Below are 18,641 nucleotides of genomic sequence, written 5' to 3'. Positions count from 1 at the left end.
CAGCCAAAAGAAAAAGCAGGTCCGCCTCCTACACCACGGCGGCCTGCCCCGGATCACCCTTGGCGTAAGGGCTTCCGAATACCAAACACCGGAAGTAATTATACGCCAGACCGCACGAAAACGGAAGTACTGGGTTAAAAAGGAGTATTTATCAACCCTTCAACCTTAACATTGACTTTCGATGGCCGCGGTCAAGGACGCCTAACAGGCGAGCGTAGCTTTTATCCTTGACCGCGGCCAGAAGAAAGTCTAAAATCCAGACCTGGGTTGATTACAAAATACAACAAGTGTGACATTTTCATAGACCAATTTAGGTGACATTTTCACAGACTCTTGACACATCTTTTTGCTGGAAACTTTTGTTGTTACCGCAAACATTTATTATGTTATCACATTAATAACTTTCCGTCAATATCTTAATAAAAGATAAACTAGAGAAACACGCATAAATTTTACGGGAAGTAAGACATTATGCGCCAAGATGATTTCGATACATACCAGCTGGCTTCCGCAACCTATGACAGCCTTCGCATCGTTCCTGCCGGTATTATTATGTCTGATCATAACGCTATATTAGAACAACCGCAAGACGCGAAAACAAAAGTTACAGGTCTTAACGACAGCAGCATATGGATCGGCGAACTTAACAGTAAGGCTCATCAATGCTTTAGCTGTGAACCGGCTTATATCTGCCACTCAGTCACGCTATTGCGGAGCAAAATGGCTTCACCGACATGCTCAGCGGCGATCACTTCGGAACCAGCTAAGTCCGCAATAGTACGCGCCACTTTCACAATACGGTCATACCCTCGCGCACTAAGATTCATTTTTTCAAAAGCCCGCTGTAGCAGCACATCAGCTTCGCGCGTTAACGGGCAAGTCAATCGCAAATGTTTATGCCCCATCTGGGCATTACAGAAAAGATTAAATTTCTTTAACCGCTCACGCTGTAATCCCCGAGCGGCCTCAACTCTCCTGCGGATACTTGCCGATGTTTCGGCTGGCTGCTGGCCAGTCACTTCGCTATAAGCCAAACGCGGAACATGGATGTAAATATCAATCCGGTCAAGTAACGGACCGGATATTCTTTTCGTATACCTGCGTATGTCGGCAGGACTACAAACACATTCACGCGTCTTGTCATTAAAAAAGCCGCACGGACAAGGATTCATAGCGCCAACCAAAATAAATTTTGCCGGATATGCTAAAGATGCGTTCACCCGCGATATGGTAACTTGCCCATCCTCAAGTGGCTGCCGAAGCACTTCTAAAACCTGACGCGGAAATTCGGGCAATTCATCTAAAAACAATACGCCATGATGACTGAGCGTAACTTCTCCGGGCCGTGGTATGGTGCCCCCACCAATCATCCCGGCGGGAGATACGGTGTGATGAGGATTACGAAAAGGCCTGACCTTGATCAGCCCAGCATTGCCATTCATCAGGCCAGCAACGCTATAGATTTTTGTAACCTCTAGCGCTTCCTGGTCGGACATAGTCGGCAATATTGACGGGATGCGGCGGGCCAGCATGGTTTTACCAGAACCAGGCGGGCCTACCATAAGAATATTATGCCCACCTGCAGCGGCGATTTCCAAAGCCCGTTTTGCCGCCGCCTGTCCCTGTACATCGGCAAAATCCTCGCCGGCTATAGGCGCTGGCTCCGTCGCAGGCCCTTTTGCTGCCGGCGAAAGCCGTTGCTCACCTCTAATATGAGCTACTACTTGTCCCAGTGTTTCGGCGACATATACTGTCATGCCGCCCGCCAGCAGCGCTTCGGCCGCGTTTTCCGGAGCTACAAAAAGGTTGCATAATCCTTCTTCGCGACATTGTATGGCCATAGCCAGTAGGCCGGCAATCCCTCTCAACCTGCCTTCAAGGGAAAGTTCGCCGATAAAGGCGTATTGCTTGCAGGCCTCGCTATCCAGTTGACCGCTTGCAGCCAGAATACCCACGGCGATCGGCAAATCGAGCCCGGATCCGTCCTTCTTGAGATCAGCGGGAGCAAGATTGACCGTAATACGCCGGGCCGGAAATTCAAAACCGGCATTCTTTATCGCTGCACGAACCCGTTCTCGTGATTCGCGTACAGCCGCGTCCGGTAGCCCGACAATATCGAGGCCGGGAATACCATTGGCAATATCAACTTCGACGGTAATTACTACTCCATTTATCCCTAATGTTGTCGAACCAAAAGTCTGTGCATACATTTTGGGCGCCCCCACTATCGCTGCTGTCCCTGCCAGCGTTCATAAAGCTGATGCTGAATATTAAGTTGGTCGCAGATTTTTCCCACCATCATATCGATAAGTGCCTGCAAATTCCGAGGATGATGATAGAAGCCAGGACATGCAGGAAGAATGCGTACACCGATTCTTGCAAGCCTTAACATATTTTCCAGATGAACGGCGTGAACTGGCGTTTCCCGAGGAACGAGTATTAACGGCCGGTTTTCTTTAATTGTAACGTCAGCCGCACGTGTCAGGAGGTTACCGGCAATCCCGCTAGCAATAAGTCCCAGAGTATGCATCGAACAAGGCGCAATAATCATAGCATCTGTTCTAAATGAACCGCTAGCAATAGGCGCGGCAATATCGTCCACATGATACAACTGGTGGACTAGGGACGAAACCATCTGAGCCCCGACGCCGCATTCATATTCTAAAACTTCCCAGCCGTGCTTACTGACTACGGCGTGAACTTCACAATTTGCCGCCTGCAATATTTCTAGTAAACGGAAGCCATAAACCGCTCCGCTTGCCCCTGTTATCCCTACTACGATGCGCACGTCAGTCCCACCTATCTGCCAAAAAAGGCATTTACAATATGATTACACTCTAGCTTTTGGTCTTTTCCCACAAAGACTTCCAGAATATCAAACCGGAAGGATATATTGTCTCTACCTGTCGACCTTAAGTAGCAAAGAGCCGCATGAATAATTTTTTGCTGCTTGCGTTGAGTGACGGCTTCTGCAGGAAAACCGAAATTTGTTGAGCTTCTTGTTTTGACTTCGACAAAAATAATAGTTCCCTGCCGTTCAGCGACTATATCGATTTCACCCAGCCGGCAACGATAATTTCGCATCAGTATTTTATATCCGTTTCTGGCTAAATAATCAGCCGCTACATTTTCTCCCATCTTCCCCTTCATAATATTGTTCACGAGCGACCTCTCCTCGCGGTTTTACATCGGATCCTTCTATCCTAGATATTTCGGATAACAACTAGGCATACAGTTTATCCTTTACTTCCAACAAAACGCCGATCTACTCGGTAAATATACGCTAAAACTTCGGCAACAACTTGATACAATTCCGGGGGTATCTCCTTATCAAGTTCCACGGCCATCAGCAAGGAAGCAAGGGCAGTATCCTTGTAAACAGGAACGGCATGCTGGGCGGCAGTAGCCAGAATTTGCTCCGCTATATAACCCGAGCCTTTGGCCACCACTTTAGGCGCCTGCTGAGTTTCTTGGTCATAACGGAGCGCTATGGCTTGTTTTTGCCTCGATTGTTCAGAATCATTCATTCCTGCTTTCCTCCCAAACACAGGTCCGTTCCTTTTTGGTAGTCACCACAATATTAGATAAAACAATATGCTTTTGTGCTACTCCCGCGCGAATTTCCGGCACAAATTCCTTAAATGCTTCCGCGGCTTCCCGCGTTGGAAATTCCACCTTGAGCTCTATAGGTGCATTGCCAAGCAATCTGAAGAGAACGGTTACTATACCCAAATGTTCAGTGGCCATACTAACTCGCAACCAGGTTTCATTGTGAGGTAATGAGCTGTGTTGTTTCTGTTGCTCGTGATAAATGTGGATATGTACAGGATAACCTTTTATCGCTCCATTGAAGAAAAGTGGCAAAGTAAATTCTAGTAGCAGCCGGTCCGCGGTGCTTGCCTGACCGGTAATAAACCGCGGCTGAAGGAATGTAGCTAGTTTTCGTAGCGTACGCGCGGCTTCTTGTTCAACTTCCGTCCGCACCAAAGTCTTCATCCCTTCCGCAGGCATCGCTTGTTCTTTTCCAGGAATGGCTTCCCATTTTTGTTCCACGACCGTGGCCAACGCTAATACCTTATTGGCCATTTCTCGCTGACCTTGTATGACTTTTGCCAGACCTTGCTGAAGCGTATCAGTACTTGGGCGATGTTCCCGCAGAAGTATTGCTGCCTGCTCACGAATTTTGGGCGGTAAACTCAGTAGCAGCTCCTGCTGTTTCATGACAGCTTGGCCAAGCTCATCTAGCAGCAGCTTCAACGTCTGATCAGTGATTAGTTCAGCCGCCAGGCTTTCCCGCTTACCTGCGCCCTGAGCAGTATTCTGGCGAAGGCAAACGTCGTTAGGAAAAATCGGGAAAGTAGCGCCTTTAGCGACGGAATTATCAATCTTCACCCTAAGCCTCCCCATGATTTGATTGGCTCGAAGCTGCGGCGGTGAATGGGGCAGGGCCCGAGCCGCCGTAATGCTGCCAAATGCTCTGGCGTAGCATATCCTTTGTGTTTGGCAAAACCATACCCAGGATATAAAACATCCATCTCGTCCATGTACCGGTCCCGCACAACTTTTGCTACAACGGAAGCTGCGGCTATAGAAGCGCTTAAAGCATCGCCGTTGATTATTGATTTATGGGGCAGCACGGCCTGACGAAGTGGCATAGCATCAACTAGTGCCGCTTGGGGCTTTGGCCTCAAGTTCTCCAGAGCACGATACATCCCTTGTAAAGTTGCCTGATAAATATTCACGCTATCTATTTGGCCTACAGGAATTATAATATGGGTTACCGCCACCGCGGTGCCAATAATTTTTTCATATAGCAAGTTCCGTTGCTGCGGCGATAGCTTTTTTGAATCATTGAGCATTGGTAAATGATGTCGTTTTGGCAAAATTACCGCGGCGACGACGACCGGTCCAGCCAAAGGCCCCCTGCCAGCTTCGTCGACCCCGGCAATCAAATCCACTCCTTGTTCATAAAAAACACTCTCGTATAAATACAGGCTTTGCACCCGCTCATACTCTCGCGCTCGTTCTTCCTGACGCTTGCGCCATTTGGCAAGTAACCGGGCCACCGCAATGCGCTCGTCTGACTGCAGCGCCGCCAGCAAATCAGGCGATACATTATCCTTTTCCAATATTCTTGCAATCTGTGATATGGTCATGTGGCTACTCGCCAAAACATTCTCCTCCATTTGTCATAGTCCTTTTTTGTATTCTTGCTTTACAGGAAAAACCCTTCCGGACAGTCGAAAACCGGTACGCTGAATTGCGATACCGGTTTCATGCTTAACATTGAGCTATTTTGTTATATATTCTTTGCCACTGGCGGATAATCCAACGTAAACGGTCCTAACTTGCCGGTACGGAACTCTGTCAAAATAATGCGGCGCACTTTTTCGTGATCAACGATGCCGCCCGCCCGCAGACACCCTCGCTTACTGCCGATTAAGTCAAGGAGGGCGGCTGCATCTTCCGGCAGTGGCGGTGAAAGTTTAAAGCGTTCCACCAGCCGGTCGGCATAACACGCTCGCAGCACATGTAGCAGCTTGGTCGCAACCGCATCCACGTCGTATACGTCTTCATGGATAGCGCCGGTTATAGCCAGTTTAAACGCTACTTCCTGATCATCAAACTTCGGCCATAAGACACCCGGAGTATCTAGTAGTTCGAGATTCTTTCCGATTTTAATCCATTGTTGTCCCCGTGTGACGCCCGGTCTATCGCCTGTGCGCACAACAGCCGCTCCCAGCAATCGATTAATTAACGACGACTTACCTACATTGGGAATACCTAAGATTATGGCCCTAACCGTCCTACCTTGAATCCCCTTGGCTTCCAGGGCTTTCAATTTAGGTCGGACCGCCGTCTCCACCTGGACTAAAAGTGTTTTTGCCCCTTTGCCGCTGACCGCTTCTAGCGGTACAGCGGCAAGCCCTTGTCGCCGGTATTCGGCTATCCATCGCTGTGTCCACTCGGGTTCGGCAAGGTCAGCCTTATTAAGAGCAATAACCCGTGGCTTGTTTTCCACTAATTCATGAATGACCGGATTGGCACTGCTAAGCGGTATCCTGGCATCAAGCAGTTCAATGACAACGTCAACAAGTTTTAAATGCTCTCGAATCATCTTATGGGCTTTTGCCATATGACCAGGGAACCAATGGATATGCATTAAACACCCGTCCTTATCCACACTCGGCACTTTAAGTTTATGTTTACGGCAAGGTTTTTATGTGGTCAAGAGGCCAAAAAACCATGACTGCCTTACCCTTTATCAAATGTAACGGTACAAAACCTACGTCGCGGAACCGGCTATCCTCGGAATTGTTACGATTATCCCCCATAACAAACACATGTCCTGCCGGTACAGTGGAAAGTGGATAGGAACCACGGGTTTTTTCCAATATATAAGGCTCTTGCATCAATTGACCGTTCACAAAGACACGTCCGTCCTGAATTTCAATCGTGTCACCCCCGACGGCAATAACACGCTTGATAAAGTCCCGGCTGGGATCACGAGGGTAGCGGAAAACAATGATTTCCCCTTTTTCCGGTTCCTTAAAACGATAAATAAATTTATTGACTACTAGCCGTTCGCTGTTCACCAATGTAGGCCGCATAGAAGGCCCTTCTACCATATATAACTCGACAATAAAGGTGCGAATAAAAAAGGCCAGTACCACAGCTACAACGATTGAAATAACCCAATCCTTGATTTCTTCGCCAAGACTTGTACTGCTCAAAGTGAGCCCCCCTTACCGCATGAAGAAAAGGGACTGAAAATCAGTCCCTATTACTTTATTTACCTGTACGCTTTTCTTTAATCCGAGCCGCTTTGCCGGTAAGGTTGCGCAAATAGTAGAGCTTAGCCCGCCGTACTACACCTCTGCGAACCACTTCGATTTTCTCAATGCGCGGGGAATGAACGGGGAAAGTGCGTTCAACGCCAACTCCATAAGTAACCCGCCTCACCGTAAAAGTTTCCCTCACGCCGCCGCTTTTGCGGTTAATAACAATGCCTTCAAAGACTTGGATACGTTCACGGTTGCCTTCCACAACCTTTACATGGACGCGAACGGTATCCCCGGGGCGGAAATCAGGAATATCTTGCCGCAGTTGCTCTTGTTCCAAAACCTTAATAATGTCCATTATTTGTGTTCCTCCTTATACTAGACGTTCATGCTGGTTGGGCAGAGGACCGTCTGTTTACACGCCAAAAATTATATCATAAGCTTATGGGAAACTCAAGAAAGACTTTCGCCTGACCACCATGGCTCTCCTAGCAAACGATCAAGAATAATCGCTGCTGCCGCGCGGACGGATAAGTGATTGTAGTCGCATGGGCCATAAATTGGCTCCAAGATATAATCAAACTGTTCCATCACTTCTTTTTGTATTCCCCATCCCGTGCCAAATAAGAGCAGGCAAGGGCGGCCGTTTTCATGAATACGGCGGCGTAATTCCCGATAAGAAATGGTATTGGGATACTTGCGCGCATCCGTGGTGACAATAAAAGGCGCTTCCCCTTCCCGCTCGGCAATCAGGCGGGCGGCTTCCTCAATAGAAGTTATTGTTTCGACAACACGAAAAGCCTCGCGCCGGTCAGGATTATACTCCCCGCCATAGCCTTCCTGCCAATAATTTAGAATTTCCTTGGCCAAAGCCAATTGGTTCTCAAGAGGATGGATAATAAAATACTGTTTAATCCCATAAGTGCGGGAAGTACGGGCTATATCATGAATGTCAAAATTCGTAATGGCCGTAGTGATTACTTCACTACGCTTATTATAAACAGGGTAATGGACTAATCCTACATAAACAACGGTTTTCATATATTAGCACCCGCTTTGTTCCCGTTTTATCTCGGCCAACAACTTGGCATCCTCTTCGCTTAGAGTGCAGGATGCCAATAAATCCGGGCGCCGCTCCAAGGTTCTTTTTAAGGACTGTTTACGCCGCCATTGTTCAATTTTCGCATGATCGCCAGAGAGCAAAATCTCAGGCACTTCCCAGCCGTTAAACTCACGCGGACGAGTATATTGCGGATATTCTAGCAGCCCACTATAAAATGAGTCATGCACGGCAGCGTCACTTGCCCCCAAAACACCAGGAATCATCCGTGCTACGGCGTCGGTAACCACCATCGCCGGCAGTTCCCCGCCCGTAAGCACATAATCCCCAATAGATACGGCTTCGTCAACAACATATTGCCGGATACGTTCATCAACGCCCTCATAATGGCCACAGACTAAAATCAAATGGTCATAAACCGCCAGCTCCCGCGCCTTATGTTGGGTGAAGACCTCGCCCCCTGGGCACATAAGAATAATGCGCCGCTTGTTCGACTCCACCGCTGTTTTAGCGCTCTCCACTGCCCGGTATAGCGGTTCCGGTTTCATCACCATCCCCGAACCGCCGCCAAAGGGATAGTCGTCCACAATACGGTGTTTATCATAGGCAAAGTCGCGCGGGTTGATGATATTAATAGTTAAGAGACCTGCGTCGCGGGCACGCTTGATAATGCTATGTCCAAAAGGCCCGTCAAACATTTCGGGAAACAGCGAGATGATGTCAATACGCATATGTTATTCCCATTCTTCCTGCGGTTTAATCACCATCCGACCTTGGTCGAGGTCGATTTCTTTCACTACTTCTTTAATAGCAGGAATAAGTAAAGGACGGTTGCCGCCCTCGACGACATAGACGTCATTACTGCCGGTCTGCATTACGTTGGTCACTTTGCCAAGGTATGCACCATCAATGTCGTAAACTTTAAGGCCGATAATTTCAAAAATGTAATAATGTCCTTCCGGTAAAGGCACTAAATCTTTGCGGGGGACTTTCACCAGTTTACCGCGTAAGCCCTCAACGGCATTACGGTCCTGAAGTTCTTTAAACTTCAGAAGTATAAACTGTTTGTGCTGTCTGGCGCTTTCAACGCTCAAACGGGTGCCGTCATCAAAATACGCCGTTTTCAGTTTTTGAAAACGTTCAGGGAAATCGGTAAGCGGTATAATACGAACGTCACCCCGCACACCGTGCGGGGCAACGATCTTACCAATAGCTACAAGGTCTTCAAGCATATTAACTGCGGAAAGCGATAATTTTGCCATCTTCCAGCAAAATTTCCGCTCCCATAATTTTATGCAGGTCGTCGCCAACGCTTACCGTAACGATTCGCTCCATGCTCCCCTGAACGATTTCGGCACCAATTTCTAGCTGCGCTGTTTCTTTTAGCCTTTCCAGCATATGGTTTTTAAATTCGATGCGTTTCTGACGTTCGGCATCGATCTGCTGCCTTAAGGCCACAAGTCCTTGCGCATCCTGTTTAGCTTGCTCGGCCATTAGACGTTTGGCATGGAACTCTATTTGTTGCAATTCCATGTCGGCTTTCTTTATCGCATCCTGAATTTCCGCAGCCAAACGGCTTTTTAACTCCTCAGTTACTTTGGCCTTAATGGTAATCGGACACTTGAGCGTAATGCTGTCCATCATGGACCCACCCCTTATACGATTTCAACGGTTGCCTTCTTATTTTCCCGGGTGGCGGCGGCCTTTACCACCGTGCGAATAGCCTTGGCGATACGGCCTTGTTTACCGATAATTTTCCCCATATCTTCAGAAGCTACTCGTAACTCGTAAACGGTGGAGTTAGCGCCTTCGGCCGCTGTAACGCTGACCTGGTCCGGATTATTTACCAGCGCTTTGGCGATAACTTCTACCAACTCTTTCATTATTGTTGAGCCTCTTTCTTGGAACGCTTAATTTCGTCCCACTTTTTCAGGACACCGGCTTTGCTGAACAGTGCCTTGACCGTTTCCGTCGGCTGGGCGCCTTTTTGCAGCCAGTCGATAGCTTTCTCTTCGTCGACTTTGATGGTCGCTGGTTCGGTCGTAGAGTCATAGTGACCCAGAGTCTCGATAAAACGCCCATCGCGCGGCGAACGGGCATCGGCAACCACAATGCGATAGAAAGGGCTTTTCTTAGCACCCATACGTTTCAAACGAATTTTTACTGCCATGAAATCACCTCCTTTGCAGTATAGTTAAAAGCTACAGCGCTCTTATAATTAACGCATGAAAGGCAATTTAAAACCTTTCTTGCCCGTCTTCTGCATTTCCTGCAGCCGTTTCATCATCTTTTTCGCTTCGGCAAATTGCTTCAGCAGACGGTTTACGTCCTGAACCTTAGTGCCGCTGCCCATGGCAATGCGTTTACGTCGGCTGCCATTAATAATCGAGGGATCACGTCGCTCTTTTTTCGTCATTGAACGAATGATGGCTTCTACATGTTTGATTTCTTTTTCATCTAATTCCAATCCATGTAGCTTTTTTAGATTGCCCATACCAGGAAGCATGCTAAGCAGCTGATCAAGCGGTCCCAGTTTTTTCAGTTGCTGTAGTTGATCTAAAAAGTCATCAAGCGTAAATTCCTCTTTGCGGATTTTCTTTTCCATCTCTCTGGCCTGTTCCAGATTGATGGCTTCTTCCGCCTTTTCAATAAGACTTAAAACATCGCCCATCCCCAAGATCCGCGAAGCCATTCGGTCTGGGTAAAAAGGCTCAAGGGCATCAAGCTTTTCGCCCATCCCTACATATTTAATGGGTCGTCCGGTTACTGCCCTTACCGACAGCGCTGCACCGCCGCGGGCATCGCCGTCCAGTTTAGTCAGAATTACACCATCGATGCCGAGTTGTTCATTAAAGGTTTCCGCCACCGTAACGGCGTCCTGACCGGTCATCGCATCAACAACCAACAAAATTTCGTGTGGTTTTACCGTATTTTTAATTGCTTTTAGTTCATCCATCAACTGTTCGTTGATATGAAGACGACCGGCCGTATCAATAATGACAATATCCCGCGCATGCGATAGGGCGTATTCAATCGCCTTTTGGGCAATACGAACCGGGTTTTCCTTGTCGCCAAGCGTAAAAACGGGAAGTTCCAGTTTTTCTCCCAATACTTGTAGTTGCTTAATGGCAGCCGGACGATAAATGTCGGCTGCAACCAGAAGCGGACGTTTGTTTTGTTTTTTAAGCAGATGGGCAAGCTTGCCTGCCGTCGTCGTCTTGCCGGCGCCCTGCAGGCCTACCAGCATTACGACCGTAGGGGGACGTGAAGAAATGGTAATTCGGCTTTGTGTCCCCCCCATCAGTTGGGTAAGCTCTTCATAAACGATTTTGATTACATGTTGGGCCGGTGTAAGGCTGGCAATCACTTCTTGTCCTACCGCGCGTTCTTTAACCCTGGCAACAAAGTCTTTGGCCACCTTAAAGTTGACATCAGCTTCCAGCAGAGCCATTCGTACCTCGCGCAGCGCCTCGCTGACATCACTTTCGGTCAGTTTTCCACGCCCGCGGAGCTTTTTAAAAGTCTGCTGCAGCTTGTCTGCCAATCCTTCAAACACCATACTCCCACCCCCTTCATGTTTCCAGCAAACGTTCCAGAATTTCCAGCGCCTTGCTAACTTGGGGCTGTTGCAAAACCTCAGACGGCAAACCATTTAATAGTTCGTATGCCTGGCGGATCTGTTTTTGCTCAGTCTGACGCCGCTCCACCAAGCGTAGCTTTGTTTCAAATTCTTCCAGTATCAGCTCAGTCCGCCGCAATATATCATGAACCGCTTGGCGGGAAACGTTAAATTCTTCAGCAATTTCCGACAGCGAATAGTCTTGAAAATAATGCATCTCCAGACACTCTTTCTGCCGGTCAGTAAGCAGGGCACCATAGTAATCGTATAGCACCCCAATACGCAATACCTTATCTAGCATACCATGCCACCTTCTTGCTGGCAAGGAAAAAACCTTTACAACCAGATTATATAAAAAAAGAGTAGATATGTCAAGCATATCTACTTGTCAGTAAACAAAGCAGCGGCAAAATCCTGAGCGTTGAAAGGACGCAAATCGTTTACGCCTTCGCCCACACCAACCCACTTAACCGGAAGACCAAGTTCAGACTTTATTGCAACTACAACTCCACCCTTGGCCGTACCGTCAAGTTTAGTTAACACTACGCCAGTAACACCTGTCGCCTCGCCAAATAATTTTGCCTGGCTAATGGCGTTTTGCCCGGTAGTCGCATCAAGAACCAACAGGGTTTCATGGGGCGCATCCGGAATCTCGCGGGCGATAACGCGGCGTATCTTCTTTAGTTCTTCCATGAGGTTTGATTTGGTATGCAAGCGTCCCGCCGTATCGATTATGACAATTTCGGCCTTACGGGCTTTGGCTGCTTGTACGGCGTCAAAAGCAACCGCTGCCGGGTCAGATCCTTCACTGTGTTTTATAACTTCAGCACCGATGCGCTGACCCCATATCTCCAGTTGATCAATAGCGGCCGCGCGGAACGTATCACCAGCCGCCAAAAGCACTTTCAAGCCTAATTGCCGATAATAATTGCCAAGTTTACCAATAGTCGTTGTCTTACCTACACCATTTACGCCCACCACCAAAATTACTGTTGGCGGCTCGGGTGCCAGCCGCATGCCCGTCCATCCTTCGGACAAAACGGCGCATAACCGTTCCCGTAGCACCGGTTTAAGCTGCTCCGGCGTTTCAATTTCGCGGTTTTTTATAGCCTGCCGGATGTCCTTAATAAGCATTGCAGTTGTTTTAATGCCAACATCGGCAGACAATAATACCGCCTCTAATTCATCGAGAAACTCGTCGTCAATTTTAGCATAGCCAGTGATGAGTTGCTCAATTTTTTCTGTAAAGTTTTTACGGGTTTTTTCCAATCCTGCCTTTAACTTGTCAAAAAAGCCCATGATCATATTTCCCCCTTTCACTAACCCGCCTTATCCATGAATTTTACAGATACTAGCCGCGATACTCCTGACTCCTCCATGGTTACTCCTTGCATGATATCAGCAAATTCCATAGTTCCCTTGCGATGCGTAACTACGATAAACTGCGTTTTGCCTTTATAATCACGGAGAAATTCACTGAACCGCTGCACATTTGCTTCATCAAGAGCGGCATCAATTTCGTCGACTACACAAAAAGGCGATGGTCGGTAGGTTAAAAAGGCAAATAATAAAGCAATAACAGTAAGTGCCCGTTCACCGCCGGAAAGCAAGGCCAGATTTTGCAGTTTTTTCCCCGGCGGCTGAGCAATAACGTCAATACCGGTATTCAGAATGTCATCAGGCTGTTGCAATACCAGCTCAGCCTTGCCCCCGCCAAATAAACGGGTAAAAATCTCGCCAAAGTAATGGTTGATAGCCGAAAAAGCAGCTTTAAACTGCTTGGCCATCGTATCATCAATCTGATTAATGACCGATGTTAAATACTCTTTGGCTGCAATTAAGTCCTGACTTTGGCTTTGATAAAAATTGTACCGTTGATTTAGCCGGTTATATTCCTCAATTGCAGCCGGATTTACCGGACCAATGGCCGCTATCTCCATTTCAAGCCGGTGAATGATACCTTCTATCACTTCAGGTGGCTCATTCCGTCGCAGCGCTACGGCCTCTTCAACCGATAAGGAACAACTATCCTGCAATTGTTCTTGACAGTGGGCAATCTCATAATTATATTTGGCAGCTATCAGCGAAACATCATGCAGACGATTTCTTAGTTCCTGGTGTTTACGCCGAAGTTCGCGGATATCCTTGTCCACTCTTTGGAGCTCCGCCAGCAGATTGACTTTGGTCTGGGCCGTTTCCTGACGCTGCCGCTCCCATTCGCGCTTTTCGGCTGATCGCTTTAGGCGAGCTACAGTCAATGTATCAATCTCTGCCCCGGCGCGGGCAATTTGGTCGGCCATGAGGGTTTGCTCAACCCGCAGATTTTGGAGCTGTTTGTCTATCTCCCCCTTATCCTGCTCATATTGTAAGCAGGTTGCCCGCCCGGTATGAATATCCTGTTCAAGAGCAGTGAGTTGTACTCTGTGTTCCGCAAGATCAGCAAGCAGCTTTTCCTTTTGTTCCTGTAGTTTTTTTAGCTCCTGCTGCAGGCGTACCATGGTCTCTTTCCGCTGGCTGTCGCGGCTTTCCATAAGCGCAATCCCGGTCTCTAAATGCTTAACGTTTTGGGTCAGTTCCTGCTGCTCAGCCTCGTTAGTCTCCATTTCTTGCTCAATTGTCTGCACGGCCAGACGTAGGCGCGCCGCATTGGCGCACACTGTTTCAAAATGAACAGCTACCTCGGCCAGCCGCACCTCTTTTTCCTGAATTTCGTGTTGGATAGCCACGATTTCGGCAGCCAACCGCTCAACTTCAGTGCGGGCCGCCGCGGCTTGTGCCTGCTGCGCCGCCAGGCGCTGATCCATTTCGGCCAGTCGCTCCTTAATCTTCTCAATTTCGTGGCTGCGCCCCAAAAAACTATTTTCTTTTTTGGTCGTACTCCCACCGGTAAGAGTACCGCCGGGGTTAACCTGCTGACCGTCAAGTGTTACCAGTCGAACGGTAAAAGACTGCTCCTTCGCAATTTTAACGGCCGCGTCAAGGGTTTCCGCAACTACTGTATGTCCCAGCAAAAAGTCGATAACAGGACGATAGATAGGTGCACAATCCACCAGTGAGGCCGCCAAACCGATGGCACCTTTGGCCTTGGCGGCGGCAATTTCCGCCGGCCGGGGTGAGGAAGGTCTTATGGTATTCAGCGGCAGAAAAGTAGCCCGACCAAGATTATGCGTTTTTAAAAAGGCAATAGCTAGTTTAGCCGTTTCATCATCGTCGGTAATGATATGCTGAAGCGCTCCGCCTAATGCAACTTCGATTGCCGTAAGATATGGCCGAGCCACCCCTATTACTTCCGCCACTGCCCCGTGAATGTGACGCCGCCATGGCGCATCTGTCTTGAGCAGGCTTTTTATCCCGCGGGAGAAACCTTCATAATCCTGTTGCATTCCTGTTAATATTTTAAACCTAGATCTTAGTTCATCTCTTTCCGCCTGCATGCTTTGCTGCATCCGTATGAAGGCCTGCAGCTGTCGTTCCCAATTTTCTTTTTCATTCTTCAATACTATGATTCGTTCTTTACAAATACTGATTTGTTGGGTTAACCGGTCACGCTCGGCGGTCAAACCCTGCCGCTGTTCTTCGGCTTTGGTCAATTGGTCTAAGTAGCCCTGTCGTTCAGTGGTTAGGCTGTCCCGGCGGGCAGCAAGTTTTGCCAGGTCACGTTCCATTAAGCGCAGTTTATTCCGCTCGTCCACTAATTGCTGGATGTGAACGAATGTCTGCTCCTTGCCTTGCTCTAGCTCCTGTTCGGCCTGCTGAATATCAATGACCAACTTTTCGTAATTCGTGTTACTGGTGGCTAATGTTTCTTTAACAGCGGCTAATTGAGCTTCCTTAACAGCTAAGCTATTTTTTAGCAACGCTATTTTGGCGTCAAGGCCTTGCGCAGTGTCTCCCAGACGAGCAATCTCCCGTGCTATCCGCTCACCCGACCGGTGTCCCTGTTCGATACGTTCCCTGAGAACGGCCATTTTGCCGTCAATCCGTTCCAACTCTGTTGCCGCCTGGCTAATTTGCTGTTCAAGAATAGTTTGTTGCTCGCTGTACCGGTTAATTTCATCGGTTAAACGCTCTTTTTCCGCTTCACGTACTGACAATTGGGCGGCAGCAGCTACTTCCTGCTCGGTTAGGGTCTCCTGTTCCAACCGGGCGCTCTCCGCCATTTTGGCTGCCCGTTCCAAACGGTCCAGCAGCACTGTAACCTGACAAGAAATCAATTCCTGCCGAAGAGCGTTGTAGCGTTTTGTTCGCTCCGCACTTTCAGCCAGCGGGCCAAGCTGATTATGGATTTCAGCGATTAAGTCGTTGACGCGTACTAAATTTTGCTCTGTCTCCTCCAGTTTACGAAGAGCTTCGCGTTTGCGGTGTTTATACTTGGTAATTCCGGCCGCTTCTTCAAAAAACAGTCGCCGCTCTTCCGCTTTAGCGTTTAGTACCTCGTCAATCTTGTTTTGGCCGATCACCGACAGAGAATCCCGACCTATTCCAACATCAAAAAGAAGTTCATGGATGTCCTTTAGGCGGCAAGGCGCTTTATTAATAAAATATTCACTGTCACCGGAGCGATAAACCCGGCGGGTAATTGTCACTTCGTTAAAATCAAGCGGTAAAGTTCCGGAACTATTATCGAAGACGAGTGAAACCTCAGCAACACCAAGAGGACGGCGTTTGGCGCTACCGGCAAAAATAACGTCCTCCACCTTAGCGCCCCGTAAGTTGCGGATATTCTGTTCTCCGAGCGCCCAGCGAATAGCATCGGTAATATTACTTTTTCCGCTGCCGTTCGGGCCAACGATTGCCGTAATCCCAGGCCCAAATTCCACTTCCGTTTTATCGGCAAAGGATTTAAAACCGTATAATTCCAGTTTGCGTAAAAGCAAACCCAATCACCTACATTTTCAAATTACACCAAAATTGTAACACGGTGCATCATATTGCACAATAAAAAACCTGTTTGCGGTAGAGCAAACAGGCTCAAAACAACGTTTCATATCGATATTAGCGAGGTTCAACGATAAACCGGATAGCTGTACGTTCTTCTCCGTCGATGGAAATCTCCGCAAAAGCAGGAATGGTAACAAGATCAATGCCATTCGGAGCGACAAAGCCACGGGCAATGGCTACCGCCTTAATGGCCTGATTGACTGCCCCCGCGCCTACCGCTTGCACCTCGGCGGAACCTTTCTCTCTGAGGACAGCAGCAAGGGCGCCTGCTACAGATTTGGGATTTGATTGTGCGGATACTTTAAGCACTTCCATTACGCAACCTCCTTTGGTGTAAGGGCTTATGCTACAAAATATTCCGCACCCTTCCTAAAAATTCCTGCTTTGGGATTTTCATGTATTAAGCAACATAAGCTTATTTAAATGATATCTTTTTTGGTTTGTTTCGATAATAAGTTCACCTGGTATTTGTCCATCCGCCCGCAATACTATCCGCCCAAGCTGATAACGGGTGCGAAGCAAGGTAATATTTGCTCTTGCTACACCCCGTACTTTTGAGTGGTCACGCGGATGATGATGGATTACAAACGTATCGGCTGGGTACTTGCCGTATGTTTCCAAAAAAGAGACTAACATATAATAAAAGAGGCGGCTTTCAACCATTTCGCCAAAGGCTGGATGAAACGGACCGGCAAGCACCGTGTCCGTGCTGGAAAGTTCCTCGGTCGCCTGTAAGCCAACGCGCACTACCTGAATATTACGGCTTTCAAAATACAGTTTTAAAAAGGCAGACCGGCGCACGGCCTCGTCTAATGTAAGCGGTATATATTGTCCACGGCGGTATAAAGCGGCAAGCTCCGTATCGGTGATAACAACTGCAGGATAAATGCGGACAAAAGCCGGCGAAAGCCGCCCGACAGCAATGGCAGTGCGCAACAGGCTTGACCAGTCTTCTCCCGGAAGTCCTGGCATCAGTTGGAGACCGCAAGTAACACCGGCCGCCTTAATGATTTGTACCGCCTTAACGACCGTGGCGACGTCATGACCTCTTGCCGCAGCAGCCAAAACAGCGTCATCCAACGACTGAACCCCTAATTCAATGGTACTGACGCCAAAACGGACAAGATTATCGACAATTTCCGAACTGATGCAGTCTGGCCGTGTGGATACCCGGATAGCCTGTATACGGCCATTGCATAAAGCTTCGCTGGCCGGCTGCAGCAGGGCACGCTGCATCGCCGGTGATAGAGCCGTAAAACTGCCACCGTAATAAGCTACTTCCACATAACGCGGCAAAGTAAGACGAGCTAAATGGCTAGCGATAATCTTGTCTACTTCCTGGGCAGTAACCGGCACCTCTATCCCGGTAATTTTCTGTTGATTGCAAAATATGCAGCGGTGATGGCAGCCATAGTGCGGAATGAAAATTGGAATAATATAATGTTTCATGGCTTCTTCCTGTTCTGGCAAAATAGGCGGCTCTAAGCCGCCTATTAATCCAAACTATTAAGTAAGCTTATTTAGCTTTTGCAGCGCTTCTTTCGCGGCGTTTTGCTCCGCTTCCTTCTTATTTTTACCGCTCCCGGTACCCAAATGCCGGTGATTGACGAGCACACTAACCTCAAAAGTCTTGTTGTGGTCAGGCCCGTACTCGGCGACTACCTCGTAAGCGATCTTGCACTCGCCTGCCTGCTGTACGACTTCTTGAAGCACCGTCTTGTAATCGTAAAACACGCAATCGCCGCGCCGAATCAATGCCAAATCTTCATGAAGATGGGTGAGGACAAAATTGGTCGCGGCACTAACCCCGCCATCCAAGTAAATAGCACCAATAACAGCTTCAAAAGCATCGGCAAGAATAGATGTGCGCTCGCGTCCTCCCGAAACGGCTTCGCCTTTTCCCAGCAGCAAATACCTGCCTAAGCCCAAACGGGACGCACATTGAGCAAGACTGGGTTCACAAACCAATCTTGCCCGCGCTTTCGTTAGTTCTCCTTCCGGCAAATCGGGAAAATTGCGGTACAAATACTCACTAATGATGAGCTCCAAGACGGCATCACCAAGAAACTCAAGTCGCTCGTTGTGCTCCACACCATTCCTGGCTTCATTTGCATAGGAAGTATGAATCAATGCTTGGTGCAGCAAACCTAGATCGTTAAAGTTTACACCCAAGCTGGCGGCCAAGTCGCGAAGAAGGTCTTCGCGCCGCCGGTCAAGTAGCTCTACCATTTGTTTTAGC

The 18,641-nt window shown here is 48.3% G+C and carries 22 protein-coding genes; all 22 read right to left on the bottom strand.

The genetic code is table 11. From position 1 onward, the window contains the following. Nucleotides 1-683: 683 nt before the first annotated feature. On the bottom strand, nt 684-2,210 hold the full coding sequence (locus tag BLQ99_RS13230) for a YifB family Mg chelatase-like AAA ATPase (RefSeq protein ID WP_093691747.1): 1,527 nt from the start codon (nt 2,208-2,210) through the stop codon (nt 684-686). A 14-nt stretch (nt 2,211-2,224) separates the two neighbouring features. Continuing rightward, nucleotides 2,225-2,788 carry a UbiX family flavin prenyltransferase gene (locus tag BLQ99_RS13225; RefSeq protein ID WP_093691745.1) on the bottom strand — a complete coding sequence of 188 codons (564 nt, stop codon included), beginning with the start codon at nt 2,786-2,788 and terminating at the stop codon, nt 2,225-2,227. A gap of 11 nt (nt 2,789-2,799) precedes the next feature. Further along, nucleotides 2,800-3,162, bottom strand: a complete 363-nt coding sequence (locus BLQ99_RS13220; RefSeq protein WP_425440880.1) for a YraN family protein — start codon at nt 3,160-3,162, stop codon at nt 2,800-2,802. A 74-nt stretch (nt 3,163-3,236) separates the two neighbouring features. Further along, the gene (locus BLQ99_RS13215; RefSeq protein WP_093691744.1) at nt 3,237-3,527 is read right to left on the bottom strand and encodes an EscU/YscU/HrcU family type III secretion system export apparatus switch protein; all 291 of its coding nucleotides are present in this window, start codon (nt 3,525-3,527) and stop codon (nt 3,237-3,239) included. Then, nucleotides 3,520-4,392, bottom strand: a complete 873-nt coding sequence (locus BLQ99_RS13210; RefSeq protein WP_093691742.1) for a hypothetical protein — start codon at nt 4,390-4,392, stop codon at nt 3,520-3,522. Before BLQ99_RS13210 ends, BLQ99_RS13215 begins: the two co-directional genes overlap by 8 nt. Continuing rightward, nucleotides 4,389-5,186, bottom strand: a complete 798-nt coding sequence (locus BLQ99_RS13205) for a ribonuclease HII (protein WP_171904683.1) — start codon at nt 5,184-5,186, stop codon at nt 4,389-4,391. The genes BLQ99_RS13210 and BLQ99_RS13205 overlap by 4 nt, the downstream gene beginning before the upstream one ends. A gap of 113 nt (nt 5,187-5,299) precedes the next feature. Beyond that, on the bottom strand, nt 5,300-6,163 hold the full coding sequence (ylqF, locus tag BLQ99_RS13200; RefSeq protein WP_093691738.1) for a ribosome biogenesis GTPase YlqF: 864 nt from the start codon (nt 6,161-6,163) through the stop codon (nt 5,300-5,302). Between the two features lie 43 nt (nt 6,164-6,206). Next, entirely contained in the window at nt 6,207-6,734 is a 528-nt protein-coding gene (gene lepB, locus BLQ99_RS13195; RefSeq protein WP_093691736.1) for a signal peptidase I, read from the bottom strand. Between the two features lie 55 nt (nt 6,735-6,789). After that, nucleotides 6,790-7,140, bottom strand: coding sequence for a 50S ribosomal protein L19 (gene rplS / locus BLQ99_RS13190; RefSeq protein ID WP_093691734.1), 351 nt, complete (start codon nt 7,138-7,140; stop codon nt 6,790-6,792). A gap of 95 nt (nt 7,141-7,235) precedes the next feature. Beyond that, on the bottom strand, nt 7,236-7,823 hold the full coding sequence (locus BLQ99_RS13185) for an RNA methyltransferase (protein WP_093691732.1): 588 nt from the start codon (nt 7,821-7,823) through the stop codon (nt 7,236-7,238). A 3-nt stretch (nt 7,824-7,826) separates the two neighbouring features. Beyond that, nucleotides 7,827-8,573: a tRNA (guanosine(37)-N1)-methyltransferase TrmD gene (trmD, locus tag BLQ99_RS13180; RefSeq protein ID WP_093691730.1), complete on the bottom strand. Its 747-nt coding sequence runs from the start codon at nt 8,571-8,573 to the stop codon at nt 7,827-7,829. 3 nt (nt 8,574-8,576) lie between these two features. After that, complete coding sequence (gene rimM / locus BLQ99_RS13175) at nt 8,577-9,074, bottom strand: ribosome maturation factor RimM (protein ID WP_093691728.1); 498 nt, start codon at nt 9,072-9,074, stop codon at nt 8,577-8,579. A gap of 1 nt (nt 9,075) precedes the next feature. Further along, nucleotides 9,076-9,486 (bottom strand): YlqD family protein, encoded by a 411-nt coding sequence (locus tag BLQ99_RS13170; protein WP_245690493.1) that lies wholly within the window; start codon nt 9,484-9,486, stop codon nt 9,076-9,078. Nucleotides 9,487-9,497: 11 nt separating this feature from the next. After that, entirely contained in the window at nt 9,498-9,725 is a 228-nt protein-coding gene (locus BLQ99_RS13165) for a KH domain-containing protein (protein WP_007288471.1), read from the bottom strand. Then, the gene (gene rpsP, locus BLQ99_RS13160; RefSeq protein ID WP_007288472.1) at nt 9,725-10,012 is read right to left on the bottom strand and encodes a 30S ribosomal protein S16; all 288 of its coding nucleotides are present in this window, start codon (nt 10,010-10,012) and stop codon (nt 9,725-9,727) included. Before rpsP ends, BLQ99_RS13165 begins: the two co-directional genes overlap by 1 nt. Nucleotides 10,013-10,060: 48 nt before the next feature. After that, nucleotides 10,061-11,401 carry a signal recognition particle protein gene (gene ffh, locus BLQ99_RS13155; RefSeq protein WP_093691724.1) on the bottom strand — a complete coding sequence of 447 codons (1,341 nt, stop codon included), beginning with the start codon at nt 11,399-11,401 and terminating at the stop codon, nt 10,061-10,063. A gap of 13 nt (nt 11,402-11,414) precedes the next feature. Next, a complete protein-coding gene (ylxM, locus tag BLQ99_RS13150) occupies nt 11,415-11,762 on the bottom strand; it encodes a YlxM family DNA-binding protein (RefSeq protein WP_093691722.1) in 348 nt (115 codons plus the stop codon). A gap of 80 nt (nt 11,763-11,842) precedes the next feature. Next, a complete protein-coding gene (gene ftsY, locus BLQ99_RS13145; protein ID WP_093691749.1) occupies nt 11,843-12,760 on the bottom strand; it encodes a signal recognition particle-docking protein FtsY in 918 nt (305 codons plus the stop codon). Between the two features lie 20 nt (nt 12,761-12,780). Further along, nucleotides 12,781-16,338, bottom strand: a complete 3,558-nt coding sequence (gene smc, locus BLQ99_RS13140; protein WP_093691720.1) for a chromosome segregation protein SMC — start codon at nt 16,336-16,338, stop codon at nt 12,781-12,783. A 118-nt stretch (nt 16,339-16,456) separates the two neighbouring features. Beyond that, the gene (locus BLQ99_RS13135; protein ID WP_093691718.1) at nt 16,457-16,717 is read right to left on the bottom strand and encodes a stage V sporulation protein S; all 261 of its coding nucleotides are present in this window, start codon (nt 16,715-16,717) and stop codon (nt 16,457-16,459) included. 78 nt (nt 16,718-16,795) lie between these two features. Further along, entirely contained in the window at nt 16,796-17,851 is a 1,056-nt protein-coding gene (locus BLQ99_RS13130) for an elongator complex protein 3 (protein WP_245690491.1), read from the bottom strand. Nucleotides 17,852-17,908: 57 nt separating this feature from the next. Continuing rightward, the gene (gene rnc, locus BLQ99_RS13125) at nt 17,909-18,631 is read right to left on the bottom strand and encodes a ribonuclease III (RefSeq protein WP_093691714.1); all 723 of its coding nucleotides are present in this window, start codon (nt 18,629-18,631) and stop codon (nt 17,909-17,911) included. Nucleotides 18,632-18,641: the final 10 nt, after the last annotated feature.

Origin of the sequence: Sporolituus thermophilus DSM 23256, assembly GCF_900102435.1 — a bacterium.
In the GTDB taxonomy this organism is placed as follows: Bacteria; Bacillota; Negativicutes; order Sporomusales; family Thermosinaceae; genus Thermosinus; species Thermosinus thermophilus.
This window is presented reverse-complemented; position numbering and strand designations above follow the sequence as displayed.